Raw genomic sequence first — 15,567 nt, forward strand, 5'->3', positions numbered from 1 at the left:
CCGACCGGCCGGGCTTACCGTGATTGAACAGGACTGAACAGGTCCACTCCGGTGGGGAGACACCATGGCTGATCGGCTCGAGGTGCAGCAGTCCCGCGCGCTCTCGGTGGAGAGCAACGGGCTGAACGTGATCGCCGACGCGGACCGGAAGGGCCGCCCGAGTCAGCTGTTCTGGCCGTGGTTCGGGGCGAACGTTTCCGTGCTCGGCCTGAGCTACGGTGCGTTCGCGCTCGGGTTCGGAATCTCGTTCTGGCAGGCGGTGATCGCCGGCGTGATCGGGGTGGTCTTCTCGTTCCTGCTCTGCGGACTGATCGCGCTCGCCGGCAAGCGCGGGTCGGCGCCGACGATGGTGCTCAGCCGTGCCGCGTTCGGTGTCCGGGGCAACAAACTTCCGTCGTTGGTGTCCTGGCTGCTGACCGTCGGCTGGGAGACCGTGCTGACGATCCTCGCGACGCTCGCGACGGCAACCGTTTTCGAGCGGCTCGGCTGGGGCGGTGGCAGCCTGACCAAGGTGATCGCGCTGGTCGTGGTCGGTCTGCTGACGGTTGCCTGCGGCGTACTCGGTTTCGACCTGATCATGCGGGCGCAGACGATCATCACCGTCGTCACCGGCGTACTCACGGTCGTCTACATCATCCTGGTCGCCGACCAGATCCACTGGAGCACGGTGTCCGCGCTGCCGAGCGGTTCCGCGCAGGCGGTGATCGGCGCGCTGGTCTTCCTGATGACGGGCTTCGGGCTCGGCTGGGTGAACGCGGCCGCGGACTACTCGCGGTATCTCCCGCGCCGGGCGTCGAGTCGCGGCGTGGTCGGCTGGACGACGTTCGGCGGCTCGGTAGCTCCCGTCGTACTACTGATCTTCGGTCTGCTGCTCGCGGGTTCGTCGCCGGATCTGAGCAAGGCGATCGGCGGCGACCCGATCGGTGCGCTCGCGGAGGCGTTGCCGACGTGGTTCCTGGTGCCGTTCGTGATCGTGGCGGTGCTCGGACTGGTCGGTGGCGCTGTGCTCGACATCTACTCGTCCGGGCTGGCCCTGCTGTCCCTCGGGCTCCCGGTCAAGCGGTACGTCGCGGCGTTCATCGACGGTGTGGTGATGATCGGCGGGACGATCTATGTCGTGTTCTACGGCGGCGACTTCCTCGGGCAGTTCCAGGGTTTCCTGATCACGCTCGGCGTACCGATCGCGGCCTGGTGCGGGATCATGCTCGCGGACATCGTTGCCCGGCAGCGCGACTACGCCGAGGACGACCTGTACAAAACGACCGGGCGCTACGGCGACGTGCAATGGCTGCCGGTGGCAACAATGCTCGTTGCCACCGGCATCGGCTGGGGACTCGTCACGAACACGCTGGCGTCGTGGCTGACCTGGCAGGGCTACTTGCTCGGCGCGTTCGGCCTCGGTGGCAAGGAGGGCGCGTGGGCGTACGCGAACCTCGGCGTGCTCGCGGCGCTCGTGATCGGTTTCCTCGTGCAGTGGTTCGGGCGCGCGGCCGCCGTACGCCGGCAGGAGGCGACCGCCTGATGGTGCTGGCCCTCATCGACCTGCAGCGGATCTTCGCGGACCCGGAGTCCGGCTGGGCGACGCCGGACTTCGGGCGGGTGATCGAACCGACGAAGCAGTTGATCTCGCTGTTCGGCTCGGACGTCGTCTTCACCCGGTTCGTGGCGCCGGAGAAACCGTTCGGTGCCTGGGTGCCGTACTACGAGACCTTCCCGTTCGCGTTACAGCCGCCGGACGCGGACGACTACCAGCTCGTCGACGAGTTCAAGGGAGCTCGAACTCTGGACAAGACCACCTTCGGCGCCTGGGGTCCGGAGCTCGCGGCCCGAGCGGACGGGCGGCTGGTGCTGGGCGGCGTGACCACGGACTGCTGCGTGATCAGTACGGCGCTGGCCGCGGTCGACGCCGGCGTCCAGGTCCAGGTGGTCGAGGAGGCGTGCGCCGGCTCGACGGACGACAACCACCGCAAGGCGCTCGACATCATGCGCCTGTACGCGCCGATGATCGAGATCGTGAGCGTGGAGCAGTTGCGGTGATGCGCCGGATCACCCTGAAACACGAGCGGGTCGCGCGGGTGCTCGCCCGGGAGATCAAGTCCGGCGTCGTACGGCGTGGTGCACAACTGCCGGGCGAAGTGGAGCTGGCGAAACGCTTCTCGGTCAGTCGGAACACGGTCCGCGCGGCGCTCGCCGTACTGGCCGAGGACGAGCTGATCGCCACGCACACCGGCAAAGGGTCGTACGTGCTGTTCGACGGGCGGGCCCTGGACGGACGGCTCGGATGGACGCATGCGCTGTCGGAGCAGGGCGTGGAGACCCGGATGCGGACGGTACGCATCGAACGCGAGGACGATCCGGCGCTGGCCTCGAAGCTCGGCCTCGAGTCGGCCGAGGTGGTCGTCATCGAGCGCGTCCGGCAACTGACGGACGGTACGGCGATCTCGCTCGAACGCAGCCGCATCCCCGCACTCGACGCACTCCGCGACCTGCCCGAACGCGGCCTGGACAACGGCTCGATCAGCGTCACCCTCAACCGCGCCGGCCTGTACCTGGACCACTGCGAACAACGCCTCCGCGGCCGCCCCCTCACGCCCGTCGAGGCCGGCCACCTGGGGCGCCCCCACGGCACCTGGTTCCTGCACACCACCCGCACCAGCTGGACCGCCGACGACCGCTTCGCCGAGTACGCCGACGAACTCCTGGACCCGGACCACTACGAACTGAGCCTGTCGTACCGCAGCTGAGCCGACGTACCGGCCGCCTAAGGCATTGGTTGCCTCGGGCATAGGGAGTTGTGCGGATGTGAGGGGCCTCCTCAGGGGCGCACTGTCTAGTCATCGACAGGAGCTCGGAGGAGATCATGTTCATGTACTCGACCGACGCGGTGCGGGCCGAGATGAAGTATCGGCAGGAGCGGATGCGGCGTGAGTACCAGCGTCCGTTCTGGTTCCAGCGCAAGCTCAAGCAGCAGCCGCCCGCGCCCTGTGCGCCCGAGCTGCGTGCCCGTCCGGCGATGTGACCGCGCGGTCACCGCCCCAGGCCCCCTCCCCACGGCGCGGCCGGCTCTTCGGAGCCGGCCGCGCCCCTTCTTTTCGGCGCTCACTTCGGGGCTCTTGGGCACCGCCTAGGACCCCCTAAGGCCGCCTAAGGCTCCACCCCGCTCGGGGATAGGGAGGAGTTCCGATGTGCGGGGCTACCTCAGACGAGCAGATTGGTACCTGTCAGCAAGGAGCTGGCACCGAAAGACGGAGGAAGACATGTACACGAACGAATCGGTCAAGGCAGAGGTCGCCTACCGCAGGGAGCGTCTCAGCCGCGACTTCCGGCAGCACCGGAGCACCGGGGCCCGCCGGACCATCAGCCACCTGTTCGGCCGGAAAGCCTGAAGGGAGGGAAACCATGTTCAGTACTCCTCTGAGTCCAGACTCGATCAAGGCGGAGACGGCGTACCGGCTGGAGCGGACCAAGCGTGAGTTCCGGTCCGCGACCCGCCGGCAGCGCGCGGCGAAGGGTTCGCAGCAGCCCGAGCCGCGGCACTCGCGCCGGGCTCTCCGACCCACCACGGCCCGATGACCGCCCCAGCCGCCGTCCCTGATCACGCGATCAGGGACGGCGCTCTCTTACCCTCAAAGTCCCCATCCGGGGCTCAGCGGACGGGATGCCGTCGATTTGTGTCGGCTCCAGGGGCGAAGATGGACGACGTGCCCTGGAATTCGACACCTCTCGTCGGCCGCTCGACCGAGATGGCTGCCCTGCTGAGCGCCGTGGACGACGCGAAAACGCGTCGCGCCGGCGCCGTACTGCTGTCCGGCGACGCCGGCGTCGGCAAGACCCGGATGCTGGACGAGGTGGCCACCGGCGCGCACGAGCGCGGTTTCGGCGTGCTGGTCGGGCACTGCACCGACTTCGGTGACGCCGGCCTGCCGTACCAGCCGTTCTCGGAGATCTTCGGCCGCCTGGCCGGTGACCGGCCCGACCTCGTCGAGAGCGTGCTGACCAACTTCCCGGCGATCGGCCGGCTGCTCCCCGCCCACCGTCTGCTCAGCGCGCAGCCGGTTCCGCAGGAGGGCCAGCTGGACCGGGCCGCGCTGTTCGACGCGGTCCTCGGCGCGTTCACCGCGCTGTCCACCAGCGAGCCGCTCCTGGTGATCATCGAGGACGCGCACTGGGCCGACGACTCGACCCGGGACCTGATCGGTTTCCTGATCACCCGGCTGACCTCGCAGCGCCTGGCCCTGGTCGTGTCGTACCGCAGCGACGACCTGCACCGTCGGCACCCGCTCCGCCGGCCGATCGCCGAGTGGTCCCGCAACCCTCGGGTACGCCGGGTGAATCTGCTCCCGCTCGACGCCGACGAGGCGCGCACCCTGCTGCATTCGCTGCTGACCGAGCCGCTGTCCGCGATCGAGGAGCGTCGCATCCTCGAGCGGGCCGGCGGGAATGCGTTCTTCACCGAGGAGCTGGCCGCCGCGGCCTCGATGGGCGACGGCGATACCGTGCCGCCCGATCTGGCCGATCTGCTGCTGGTCCGCCTCGACCCGGTGTCGGACGACGCGCGGCAGGTCGCCCGCGTGATCGCGGTCGCCGGCCGGCGCGTCCCGCACGATCTACTGACCGCGGTCGCCAAGCTGCCGGATCGCGAGCTCGACGACGCCCTCCGCGAGCTCATCGACGCGCACATCATCGACGTACCGACCAACGACCGGTATTACTTCCGCCACGCCCTGCTGGCCGAGGCGGTGTACGACGATCTGCTGCCGGGCGAGCGCGTGCGCGAGCACGCGGCGTACGTGCAGGCGCTGGAGGACAAGACCGTCGCGGGGACCGCGGCCGAGCTGGCCGGGCATGCCACCCGGTCGCACGACCTGGCCACCGCGTTCGAGGCTCGGGTCCGGGCCGGCCAGGAAGCGTTGTCGGTCGCCGCGCCGCAGGAGGCGCTGAAGCACTACGAGATGGCGCTCGAGCTCTTCCCGAACGCCGCACCGACGAGCACGGTCGACAAGACCTGGCTGATCGTCGACACGGCGACGGCGGCCACCTTGTCCTCGCAGCATCTGCGGGCGCTCAAGCTGCTCCGGAAGGCGCTGGCCGATCTGCCGGCTGACGCGCCGAAGCTGCAGCGGGCCGAGCTCCTCCTGCCGCTGGCCGATATCGCGTTGATCATCGACCAGGACAAAGAGGCGAGCGAGGCGGTCTCGCAGGCGCTGAAGCTGGTCCACGACGAGCCGTCCAGCGTGTTCAAGGCGCAGGTCGCCTCGCTGTACGCGCGGGTGTCCGACGCGCTGGGCCGGCCGATGGAGGCGGAGCGCTGGGCGCACCGGGCGCTCGAGATCGCCCGCGAGGCCGGTCAGGAGTCGGCCGCCAGCGACGCCGGAATCACGCTCGCTCAGCTCAGGCGCCGGGCCGGCGATCCGGAGACGGCGGCGAAGCAGCTCGAGGAAGCCGCCGTACGCGCGCAACTCACCGGCGATCCCGCCGCCGAGGTCCGCAGCCGGTTCTTGCTCGGGTCGACGCACTACGAGCAGGGCGACCTGCTGAACGCGAAGGCAGCGCTGTCGTTCGCGGCGAAGCGGGCCGGTGAGCTCGGACGGCAGTGGGCGGCGTACGGGTTCGACGCGCGGCGGATGCTGGCGTTGACCCAGTTCATGCTCGGCGAGTGGGACGACGCGAGCGCGACGGCCCGGACGGATTCGATGACACCGGCGGCGGCCGCTGCGGCGCTGCGGGCGGTCGAGTTCTCGGTCCGCAGCGGACGGGGTGACACCGCGGTCGCGGAAGAGTTCGAGATGTCGCGGAAGTGGTGGGATCTCGACGTCATGCTGCCGATCATCGGGCTGCAGCCGGCCGTGGATGCGTACCGGCAGCTGGATCGCCCGGCCGAGGCGGAGAAGCTGATCACCGACGTGTCCGCGCTGTGCGCCGACGTGTTCCAGACCGAGTGGTTCCTGGGGCGGATCCGGTTCTCGACGCTCGGGCTGCAGTTGCTGTGCCACCGTGCGGTCGGTGAGCCGTCGGCGGCCGCGGAGCTGGTCTCGCGCGGCGCGGAGCTGGTTGCCCTCGGGCAGGCGACCGCGGAGAAGGGGCTGCCGCCGGGGCGGTTGATGGGCACTGAAGGCCTCGCATGGCTGGCGCGGCTCGAGTCGGAGTGGGAGCGGCTGCGGTGGCTGGCCGGGGTCGACGCGCCGACGCCGGAGGAGCATGTCTCTGCCTGGGAGCGGACCACGGACGCCTTCGGGTACGGGTACGTGTTCGAGCAGGCGTGGTCACGGGTCCGGTTGTCGGCGGCGCTGCGAGCCGCAGGCCGGGTCGCCGAAGCGAACGAGCAGACCGCGCTGGCCGCCGAGGTCGGTCGTGAACTGCAGGCGAAGCCGCTGCTGGACGAGACCGGCGGCGGCGACACCGGCGGTGCCAGTGCGCTGACGTCACGGGAGACCGAAGTACTGCGGTTGCTCGCGGAGGGCCGGACGAACCGGCAGCTGGCACGCGAGCTGTACATCAGCGAGAAGACCGTCAGCGTGCACGTGTCGAACATCCTGGCGAAGCTCGGCGTCCGCTCCAGGACCGAGGCCGCGGCGGTCGCGCGTCGTGACGGACTGCTCGACGCCGACTAGCCGTGCCTACGGCGGCGAGCCGGCTCGGGGCGAGCGTGCCGTGCGCGCGCCCGGGCCAGGTCGTCAGCTGTGACGCGCGGCGTCAGGTGGATCGGGCGAGCGAGATCGGTGATGTCGTCGAAGACCTTACGGGCGTGCCGCATTCGCGCTGCAGCCAACAGCACCAGCCCGGCCGCAGCGAGTGCAATGACCACCCAGAGTTGCCAAGACATAGCCTCACCACCAGGTATTCGCCCCGTTCCCCCGAGTAATCACCATAGCCCCGAACTCACCACTTGGCGACCGTTCGTACGCATACCGTTAGGCCGCTCGCTTGAAACTCGTGTTTGTTGCTCACTGCAATCACAAACGGTGACCAGGCAACGACTTGGGCCCTTCCCGCAACGACTACAATCAGTCACCACGCGGGCTGAGGCGTCCACCCCGGAACAGGTACGTCGCGCGGCCGGCGACCGGTTCCATCAACGTCATCACCTCGTGCATCCCGTGCTCGGCCTCGGCCGCGATCAGCCGCGACTCGTCCAGCGCGACCAGCCGGAAACGCTCCGGCTCCGGTAGCAGCACCTTCGCGTCGTCGGTCACCGCCTCGTCCACCAGCCAGATCTCGCCGTCCTCGACGCTGACGGTCGCGCGGAACAACACGCCCTCGTACCGCCCGACGACGAGGTCCAGGTCGATCTCGGCCGGCTCCGCGGGCGGGACCGGTCGCGTCGCCAGCTCGACACCGGCCGTCTCGCGGAGGACATGACCCATCAGTTCGTCGTACAGCGCCGAGACCCTGCCGCCGTTGGTCAGCAGTACGACGGCCACGCCCCGGTCTGGCACCAGCCGGAAGAACGCGGACTGCCCGACCGTGCCGCCGTCGTGACCGTAGTACGGGCCGTGCTCGCTGTCGAAGATCATCCAGCCCAGGCCGACCTGCCGCAGATCGCCACCGGTCGGCGGCACGTCGACCTGGGCCTCCCACAGGCGATCGATCGTCGTCCGATCGAGCAGTGTCGCGTCGAGATAGGCCCGGCCGAAGGTGATCAGATCGCTCGCACTCATCGCCAGCAACGACCCGGCCGGCGCCATCGCGTGCACCAGGCTCCACACCGGCGCGACCTCCAGCGGTGCGCCCGGCCGCGGCGTGACGTGCCCGACCGCGGCCCGATGCAGCAGAGCCTCGTCCGGAAGAGTCGCGACGTGCCCGAGCTCCAGCGGTACGGCGATGTGTTCGCGGATCAGCTCGTGGAAGGGCTTCCCGCGCAGTACCTCGGCGATCCGGCCGAGGACGACGAAGCCGGCGTTGTTGTACGAGTACCCGGCGCCGAGCGGAACCTCCTGCGCCAGACCCGGTACGACGTCGCGGACGAACAGCTCGACGCCGTCGTCCCCGCGCGACGTCGGGATGAACGCGTCGCCGGAGAAGCCGCTGGTGTGGGTCAGCAGATGCCGCGGGGTGACCGCCGCGGCCGTTGTCTCGTCGGCGAGCTTGAAGCCGGGCAGGTACTCGCGGACCGGACGGTCGAGATCGAGCTTGCCCTCCCCCACCAACTGCATGATCAGCGTGGTCGTCCACAACTTGGTGATCGAGCCGACCTGGAAGAGCGAGTCCACCGTCGCCTCGACCCCGGTGTTCTGGTTGAGGACCCCGGCCGCCGCCGTACTCACCTCGCCGTCGGCGAGGACGGCGATCGACGCGGCCGGCACGCCGTACTTGTCGATCAGACGGGCGAGGTTCTGGTCGAGCCAGCTCTGCACGTTTGTCACTCCTTGGATGAGAGAACCCGGACCAGGTTGTGGCCGAGGACCTTGCGGATCGTTGCTTCGGGCAAGCCCCTGCGCAGCAGGGCGTCGGTGACGAGCGGCATCCCGGCCGGGCCTTCCAGGCCGGGGACGTACAGCTCGGCGTCGAGGCCCTGGATGACGACCGGGCGGTCGCAGGCGGGGATCTTCTCGCCGAACACCTCCGCGACGAAGTCGCTGCCCAGGCCGACGTGGTCCTCGCCGGCGACGTCGAGGATGTGCAGGATGTGGTCGGCGAGGTGGTCGACGGTCGGCTTCTCGTCGGTGGTCAGGAAGCCGGCGAAGAAGTTCACGCAGACCACGCCACCGGTCGCGGCGATCGCGCGCAACTGTTCGTCGGTCAGGTTGCGGTGGTGCTTCCGCAGCGCGAACGCACTGGAGTGCGACGCGACCACCGGTTTGGTCGCCAGTTCGAGGATGTGCTCGACCCCGGCGCGGCCGACGTGCGAGACGTCGATCAGTACGCCGAGCTCCTCGAGCAGACCCACCGCCTCGACGCCGGCGTTCGTCAGCCGGCCGCCGGTCGCGTCCTCACCGGAGCCGTCGCCGAGCGCGCTGCGCCCGAAGTGGGTGAACGAGACCATCCGTACGCCGAGCCGCTGCAGCGTCTGCAGGAGTTCGAGGTCGGTGTCGATCTGCGGGCAGCCTTCGAGCGCGAGCACCAGCGCGATCTTGCCCGCGGCGGTCGCGGCCTCGATGTCGCCAGGCGCCGTACACAGCGCGACCTCGTCGGAGTTCGCCGCGGTGATCCGGTGCGCGGCCTCGATCATCCGCAGTGTCTCGCGAAGCGCACCCTCGGGCAGGAACTCCGAGTCGATGAACACCGGCAGGACCTGTACGTCGATCCCGCCGTCCCGCAACTGCGGGAGCCACTGCTCCCGGAAGTACGCCGGCCAAACCTCCTTGGGCCGCCGCGCCACCAGCATCAACAGGTCGTTGTGCCCATCGGCCACGATCGCGTCACGGTGCAGATCCATCGCATCAGAATATGCTCGGGCCGGTGAAGGTTCTTTCTGCTGAGGATGTCCGCCGGCTGGTTCCGATGCCTGCGGCGGTCGCTGCGGTGCGGGACGCGTTCCGCGAGCTGGCGGCCGGGAACTTCGTGCTGCCGCCGCGGCAGATCTTCGGGGACGGGACGGTGCTGGTGATGTCGGCGTACCACACGCCGACCGGGACCGCGGTGGTGAAGAAGATCGGGATCGCCCTCGACCAGGTACCGGCGATCCGCGCGACCGTGATCTGGACCGGGAACGGCGAACAGCTGGTCGCCGACGGCGGCTCGATCACCACCTTGCGGACCGGCGCGGTCGTCGGCGTCGCGACCGACCTGCTCGCCCGCGCGGACGCGTCCCGGCTGGCGCTGATCGGGACGGGCGCTCAGGCGCCCGACCAGGTTCGCGCGGTTCTCGCCGTACGACGCATTGCCGACGTCACCGTGACCGGCCGCTCGGCCGACCGCGCCACTGCCCTTGCCCGGCAACTGGGCGACGAGTTCCCCGACGTGAAGTTCACCGCGGGCACGAGCGTCGACGAGGCAATCGCCGACACCGACATCATCTGCTGCGCCACGTCCTCAACCACCCCGCTCTTCGACGCCGACGCCCTCCCCGCCACCGTCCACGTCAACGCCATCGGCGCCTTCCGCCCCACCATGCGCGAACTCCCCCGCAACCTCCTCGCCACCGCATCCACAGTCCTGGTCGACCAACGCGAGGCCGCCCTCGAAGAGTCCGGCGAGATCATCGACGCCGTCACCTCCGGTGTCCTGTCCGAAGGAGACCTGGTCGAGCTCGGCGCCGCCCTTTCCGTCCCGCCAACGCCACAAGGCCGCACGGTCTTCAAATCCGTGGGCGTGGGCGCGCAGGACTGGGCGATCGCGGCCGCACTCGCCCGCGACTAGCTCAAGTCCAGCGGAGGACGCCCTTGCGGTAGGCATAGAGGAGGCCTACGGCTACGAACGCCAGGAAGATGAACATCTCGATCAGGGTGGCGTAGCCGAGGGTGGTGAAGATCGTGGCCCAGGGGAAGAGGTAGATCGCGTCGACCGCGAAGATCACGTAGAGGTACGCGAACAGGTAGTACCGGATGTGGACCTGGGCCCAGCCCTCGCCGACCGGGTCGACGCCGGACTCGTAGGTCTTGAGTTTTCCCTCGGTCGGATACGTGACAGTCAGCGCCTTGTTCAGCGCGAACGCGCCGATCAGCCCGACCAGGCCGAGCGCGACCACCGCGGCGACGACGCCATAGCTGTCCGACACAGGCAGCAGCTTAGTTCGTGCAGAGCAGGAGCGAGTCGATCGAAACGTACGGCCCGTACCCGGACCGGATGTCCGCGACCTGTAGCCGGAGCCGGGTCACCCCGGAGATGTCGTAGTTCAGCCAGGTCTCGGTCTCCTGCTGCATCCGGATCGACGTCATCGCCGTCGTCTCGTTGTGCAGCGACACCCGCACCAGACCGTCGGTCAGGTTGCCGAGCCAGATCCGCGCGTAGCGGCAGCCGGTCGAGTCCACCTCGCCCCACACGTACCCGCCCTGGTTGGCCAGCAGATCCGCCTCGGCCCGCCGCGGCCCTTCCTTCGGCGGTACGACGGTGAACTGCGGCTGACCCGCTCCGCCCGCGGCGGCCAGGCCCTTCTTGAACATCCCGCGCCACACGTAGTGCTTGAAGCTGATCATCGGCGAGATCGCCGCGGCGTACGGCGCCTGCGCACCGACCGCGATCCGGTACGTCCGGATGGACCCGGGCTGGACCGTGATGATCGTCACGCTGCTGCCGGACGAGTACCCGTGCGCGACCTCCTGCCACCGCTTCAGCGACGGGACCCATTGATGCAGCGGGATCCGCGTCCCGGCCGCCGGCGCCGGCGTGAGCGTCCCGACGACCGTGATCACGCCCTTGGTCGCGTCCGTGGTCCGGATGCTCGCGATCTTCGCGGTCCGCGTCGCCACGACGGCCGCGGACGCCGTACTGCCGAGACTCAGCGCGCTGTCCGCCGGGGCGATCGGCGCCGCGCACCCCGCGAGCAGCAACGTCAGCAGTCCGACCAGCACACGACGCATGAAACAACTCCTTGAAGTCACAGCTTGATGACGACACCCTGCCGGTTCTCACTTCGGATCGCAAGCGAGCCGCTGCGGAGTGTGACACTGGAAGGTTTCGTCCGTACCTGACCCAACGACCCGTTAACACCGCGTCCCAGGCTGTGGACCACCGGGGCTTCCGCATGGTTCTGTTCTAAGGGCGAACTAATATTGGGGTTATCGCCCTGACGGGGGGATCGGCCTGTTGCCCACAAGGCGGCCGGACGACCCAAGCTTCGACTTGGAGATGAAAAGAACAGTGACCATCGAGGTCAAGCAGCTCGACCGCGTGGTGATCCGCTTCGCCGGCGATTCCGGCGACGGGATGCAGCTCACGGGGGACCGGTTCACCGCGGAAACAGCATCGTTCGGCAATGATCTGTCGACGTTGCCCAACTTCCCAGCCGAGATCCGGGCACCAGCCGGAACCCTGCCGGGAGTGTCGTCCTTCCAGCTCCACTTCGCCGACCACGACATCCTCACGCCGGGCGACGCGCCCGACGTGCTGATCGCGATGAACCCGGCGGCCCTGAAGGCGAACCTCAAGGACGTCCCGCGCGGCGCCACGCTGATCGTCGACACCGCGGACTTCACCGCCCGCAACCTGAAGCGGATCGGGTACGACGAGAATCCGCTGGAGACCGGCGAGCTTGACGCGTACCACCTGATCCCGCTCAACCTGACCGGCATGACGGTGGAGTCGGTCAAGGAGTTCGGGCTGACCCGCAAGGACGCGTCCCGGGCGAAGAACATGTACGCGCTCGGCCTGGTGTCCTGGCTGTTCCAGCGGCCGGTCGAGTCGACGATCACGTTCCTGGAGACCAAGTTCGCGAGCAAGCCGGACATCCGGGACGCGAACATCGCGGCCTTCCGCGCGGGCTACAACTTCGGTGAGACGGCCGAGGAGTTCTCGGTCCGGTACGAGGTGAAGCCGGCCCGCATGGCCGCCGGCACCTACCGGAACATCTCCGGCAACCTCGCGCTGGCCTACGGCCTGGTCGCGGGCGCCCAGCGGGCCGGGCTGCCGCTGGTCCTCGGTGCGTATCCGATCACCCCGGCGTCCGACGTACTGCACGAGCTGTCCAAGCTCAAGCGGTTCAACGTCACCACGATCCAGGCCGAGGACGAGATCGCCGGTGTCGGCGCGGCGCTCGGTGCGTCGTTCGGCGGCGCGCTCGGCGTGACCACCTCGTCCGGTCCGGGGATCAGCCTGAAGTCCGAGACGATCGGTCTCGGCGTGATGCTCGAGCTGCCGCTGGTCGTCTGTGACATTCAGCGCGCCGGTCCTTCGACCGGTATGCCGACCAAGACCGAGCAGGCCGACCTGTTGCAGGTGATGTTCGGCCGCAACGGCGAGGCGCCGCTGCCCGTACTCGCGGCCCAGTCCCCCGCGGACTGCTTCGCGATCGCGGTCGAGGCGGCCCGGATCGCGATCACCTATCGCACGCCGGTGATCGTGCTGTCCGACGGCTACCTGGCGAACGGTTCCGAGCCGTGGAAGATCCCGGCCGTCGCCGACCTCCCGACGATCGACCCGAACTTCACCCTCGAGCCGAACGCGACCAACGACAAGGGCGAGCCCACCTATCTCCCGTACCTGCGCGACCCGGAGACCCTGGCCCGTGCCTGGGCCGTCCCGGGTACGGCGGGCCTGGACCACCGGATCGGTGGTCTGGAGAAGGAGGACAAGACCGGCAACATCTCCTACGACCCGGCCAACCACGACCTGATGATCCGCACCCGCCAGGCCAAGGTGGACGCGGTCGCCCGGTCGATCCCGCCGATCGAGGTCGACGACCCCGACGGTACGGCGAAGGTGCTGGTGCTCGGATGGGGTTCGACGTACGGCCCGATCGGCGCCGGTGTCCGCCGGGTCCGCACGGTCGGTGGGAAGGTCGCGCAGGCGCACCTGCGGCACCTGAACCCGTTCCCGTCGAACCTCGGCGACCTGCTCCGCAGCTACGACAAGGTCCTGGTTCCGGAGATGAACCTCGGCCAGCTGGCGATGCTGCTGCGGGCGAAGTACCTGGTCGACGTCGTCTCCTACGCGCAGGTTCGCGGGATGCCGCTCGGCGCCGCGGAGCTGGCGGAGGTGATCGGCAACCTGGTCGAGGAGACCGCCGGCATCGACGACGACGCCCGTCACCTCGGTTCGGCCGCTGCCGGCCTGACGCACGGCGAGGCGCTGCGCACCGAGCCGAACGGCCGGGCCAACGGTCAGTCCAATGGCCAACTGCACGAGTCGGAGGGAGCACGATGAGCACGGTCGACCTCGGCCTGCCGAGTCTGCCCGGTGGCCTGCGCGGCGTACCGGTCGCGACCGAGCCGCAGAACCGCAAGGAGTACGTGTCGGACCAGGAGGTCCGCTGGTGCCCGGGCTGCGGCGACTACGCCGTACTCGCGGCGTTCCAGGGCTTCCTGCCCGAGCTCGGGATCAAGCGCGAGAACGTCGCGATGGTCTCCGGGATCGGCTGCTCGTCCCGGTTCCCGTACTACTTGTCGACGTACGGCATGCACTCGATCCACGGGCGTGCGCCGGCGATCGCGACCGGCCTCGCGGTGTCGCGGCCGGACCTCAGTGTGTGGGTCGTCACCGGTGACGGCGACGCGCTGTCGATCGGCGGCAACCACCTGATCCACACGCTGCGCCGCAACGTGAACATGAAGATCCTGCTGTTCAACAACCGGATCTACGGCCTGACCAAGGGCCAGTACTCGCCGACGTCGGAGCCGGGCAAGGTGACGAAGTCGACGCCGATGGGCTCGGTGGACAATCCGTTCAACCCGGTCTCGCTGGCGCTCGGAGCGGAGGCGACGTTCGTGGCCCGCACGGTGGACTCCGACCGCAAGCACCTCACGTCGGTGCTGCGCGCGGCGGCCGAGCACCGCGGCACGGCGTTCGTGGAGATCTACCAGAACTGCCCGATCTTCAACGACAACGCCTTCGACGCGATCAAGAACCCGGAGACCCGCGACGACGCGATCATCCCGCTGGTGCACGGCGAGCCGATCCGCTTCGGCACGGACGGGCACCTCGGCGTGGTCCGCGACGGCTTCGCGTCTCTGGCCGTCCGGGAGGTCGCGGACCTGCCCGGCGGCGAGGCGGATCTGGTCATCCACGACGCGCACACGGACGACCCGGCGTACGCGTTCGCGCTCTCGCGTCTGACCGATGCGGGTGTCCTGCACCAGGCCCCGATCGGCGTGTTCCGCTCGGTCGACCGCCCGGCGTACGACGACTTGGTCCGTCAGCAGATCACCACCGCCCAGGAGGCCCAGGGCACCGGCGACCTGCAGGCTCTGGTGACCGGCGCCGACACCTGGACGATCAACTAGCGAGGAACTCCCGGACGACTTTCTGGAAGCCGTCCGGGTCCTCCAACCACGGGTAGTGCCCGACGCCGTCGAGCACTACCCGTTCCGCGTTGGGCAACGCCTCCAGCAAGCTGTCGGTGACGTACGGCGGCCGCAGGTCATCCGCGCCATGCACCAATAATGTCGGTACGACAACGCGCCCGCAGCGCCCGGCCCGGTCGGGCACCGCCTTCAACTCGGCGAGCAAGGCGTCCGCACAAAACCGATTGGGCTCGAACCAAGGCGTGTTCAACCGCCGGGAAGAGTCCAATGCCGTCGCCCGGTCGGCGATGTTCACGGAGATCTGCGCGATCCATGGATCGTCCTCCGAAGTCTCGGCGAGGATCTCGGCGACCCGGGCGCGATAGTCGGCCGGCGGACCGTCGAGGCCGACCGACGACACCAGCACCAAGCGGGACACGGTGTCGGGATGTGCTTGCGCATACTCCAAGGCCAGCGAGGCTCCCCAGGAGTGACCGATGATGATGCGCGGCTCGGGCCCGGCGATGGTGGTCACGTCAGCGACGAAGCGGTCGAGCGTGTACGGTCCGCGGCGGTCGGACCGGCCGCAGCCCCGTTGGTCCCAACGATGCAATGTGAATCCGGGGAGCTCGAGGTCGTGGAACACGTCCCACCAGCCCGGACCGCCATGCACCAGAACGACGGATGGGCCGTGTCCGCTGATGTCGGTCCACAGGCGACAGCCGTCGTCCGTCGTCACGTGTGGCATGAC

Annotated in this window: 16 protein-coding genes; 10 read left to right on the plus strand and 6 right to left on the minus strand. The window is 69.1% G+C overall.

What is annotated here, in order from left to right:
- Nucleotides 1-64 precede the first annotated feature (64 nt).
- From OHA18_RS09935 to OHA18_RS09965, 7 genes are all read left to right on the plus strand, one after another.
- Nucleotides 65-1,522 carry a purine-cytosine permease family protein gene (locus tag OHA18_RS09935; protein WP_329003632.1) on the plus strand — a complete coding sequence of 486 codons (1,458 nt, stop codon included), beginning with the start codon at nucleotides 65-67 and terminating at the stop codon, nucleotides 1,520-1,522.
- On the plus strand, nucleotides 1,522-2,037 hold the full coding sequence (locus tag OHA18_RS09940; RefSeq protein ID WP_329003633.1) for a cysteine hydrolase family protein: 516 nt from the start codon (nucleotides 1,522-1,524) through the stop codon (nucleotides 2,035-2,037). The genes OHA18_RS09935 and OHA18_RS09940 overlap by 1 nt, the downstream gene beginning before the upstream one ends.
- Nucleotides 2,037-2,744 (plus strand): GntR family transcriptional regulator, encoded by a 708-nt coding sequence (locus tag OHA18_RS09945; RefSeq protein WP_329003634.1) that lies wholly within the window; start codon nucleotides 2,037-2,039, stop codon nucleotides 2,742-2,744. The genes OHA18_RS09940 and OHA18_RS09945 overlap by 1 nt, the downstream gene beginning before the upstream one ends.
- 122 nt (nucleotides 2,745-2,866) lie before the next feature.
- On the plus strand, nucleotides 2,867-3,019 hold the full coding sequence (locus OHA18_RS09950; protein WP_329003635.1) for a hypothetical protein: 153 nt from the start codon (nucleotides 2,867-2,869) through the stop codon (nucleotides 3,017-3,019).
- Between the two features lie 238 nt (nucleotides 3,020-3,257).
- Nucleotides 3,258-3,386, plus strand: coding sequence for a hypothetical protein (locus OHA18_RS09955; RefSeq protein WP_329003637.1), 129 nt, complete (start codon nucleotides 3,258-3,260; stop codon nucleotides 3,384-3,386).
- A gap of 13 nt (nucleotides 3,387-3,399) precedes the next feature.
- The gene (locus OHA18_RS09960; RefSeq protein ID WP_329003639.1) at nucleotides 3,400-3,573 is read left to right on the plus strand and encodes a hypothetical protein; all 174 of its coding nucleotides are present in this window, start codon (nucleotides 3,400-3,402) and stop codon (nucleotides 3,571-3,573) included.
- Nucleotides 3,574-3,692: 119 nt separating this feature from the next.
- Nucleotides 3,693-6,611 carry a helix-turn-helix transcriptional regulator gene (locus OHA18_RS09965; RefSeq protein ID WP_329003640.1) on the plus strand — a complete coding sequence of 973 codons (2,919 nt, stop codon included), beginning with the start codon at nucleotides 3,693-3,695 and terminating at the stop codon, nucleotides 6,609-6,611.
- Here the strand turns inward: OHA18_RS09965 and OHA18_RS09970 are convergent.
- The 3 genes from OHA18_RS09970 to OHA18_RS09980 all read right to left on the minus strand — a co-directional run bounded on the left by OHA18_RS09970 (nucleotide 6,608) and on the right by OHA18_RS09980 (nucleotide 9,376).
- Nucleotides 6,608-6,823: a hypothetical protein gene (locus OHA18_RS09970; protein WP_329003641.1), complete on the minus strand. Its 216-nt coding sequence runs from the start codon at nucleotides 6,821-6,823 to the stop codon at nucleotides 6,608-6,610. The genes OHA18_RS09965 and OHA18_RS09970 overlap by 4 nt on opposite strands.
- A 181-nt stretch (nucleotides 6,824-7,004) precedes the next feature.
- Nucleotides 7,005-8,354, minus strand: a complete 1,350-nt coding sequence (locus tag OHA18_RS09975; protein ID WP_329003642.1) for a serine hydrolase domain-containing protein — start codon at nucleotides 8,352-8,354, stop codon at nucleotides 7,005-7,007.
- A 5-nt stretch (nucleotides 8,355-8,359) separates the two neighbouring features.
- Nucleotides 8,360-9,376, minus strand: a complete 1,017-nt coding sequence (locus tag OHA18_RS09980) for a dipeptidase (RefSeq protein ID WP_329003643.1) — start codon at nucleotides 9,374-9,376, stop codon at nucleotides 8,360-8,362.
- A gap of 23 nt (nucleotides 9,377-9,399) precedes the next feature.
- Here OHA18_RS09980 and OHA18_RS09985 point away from each other — a divergent pair, with 23 nt between their 5' ends.
- Entirely contained in the window at nucleotides 9,400-10,299 is a 900-nt protein-coding gene (locus OHA18_RS09985) for an ornithine cyclodeaminase family protein (protein ID WP_329003645.1), read from the plus strand.
- A gap of 1 nt (nucleotide 10,300) precedes the next feature.
- Here the strand turns inward: OHA18_RS09985 and OHA18_RS09990 are convergent, their stop codons facing one another.
- Nucleotides 10,301-10,657 carry an NADH-quinone oxidoreductase subunit A gene (locus tag OHA18_RS09990; RefSeq protein ID WP_134109498.1) on the minus strand — a complete coding sequence of 119 codons (357 nt, stop codon included), beginning with the start codon at nucleotides 10,655-10,657 and terminating at the stop codon, nucleotides 10,301-10,303.
- A 10-nt stretch (nucleotides 10,658-10,667) separates the two neighbouring features.
- The gene (locus OHA18_RS09995) at nucleotides 10,668-11,459 is read right to left on the minus strand and encodes a hypothetical protein (RefSeq protein ID WP_329003646.1); all 792 of its coding nucleotides are present in this window, start codon (nucleotides 11,457-11,459) and stop codon (nucleotides 10,668-10,670) included.
- Nucleotides 11,460-11,727: 268 nt separating this feature from the next.
- Here OHA18_RS09995 and OHA18_RS10000 point away from each other — a divergent pair, with 268 nt between their 5' ends.
- Both OHA18_RS10000 and OHA18_RS10005 read left to right on the plus strand, forming a co-directional pair.
- Nucleotides 11,728-13,740, plus strand: coding sequence for a 2-oxoacid:acceptor oxidoreductase subunit alpha (locus OHA18_RS10000; protein ID WP_329003648.1), 2,013 nt, complete (start codon nucleotides 11,728-11,730; stop codon nucleotides 13,738-13,740).
- Nucleotides 13,737-14,816: a 2-oxoacid:ferredoxin oxidoreductase subunit beta gene (locus OHA18_RS10005; RefSeq protein ID WP_329003650.1), complete on the plus strand. Its 1,080-nt coding sequence runs from the start codon at nucleotides 13,737-13,739 to the stop codon at nucleotides 14,814-14,816. The genes OHA18_RS10000 and OHA18_RS10005 overlap by 4 nt, the downstream gene beginning before the upstream one ends.
- On the opposite strand, the gene OHA18_RS10010 is transcribed toward OHA18_RS10005, so the two are convergent.
- Complete coding sequence (locus tag OHA18_RS10010) at nucleotides 14,809-15,555, minus strand: alpha/beta fold hydrolase (protein WP_329003651.1); 747 nt, start codon at nucleotides 15,553-15,555, stop codon at nucleotides 14,809-14,811. The two genes, OHA18_RS10005 and OHA18_RS10010, sit on opposite strands and share 8 nt — an antisense overlap.
- Nucleotides 15,556-15,567: the final 12 nt, after the last annotated feature.

Source organism: Kribbella sp. NBC_00709 (assembly GCF_036226565.1).
Lineage (GTDB): Bacteria > Actinomycetota > Actinomycetes > Propionibacteriales > Kribbellaceae > Kribbella.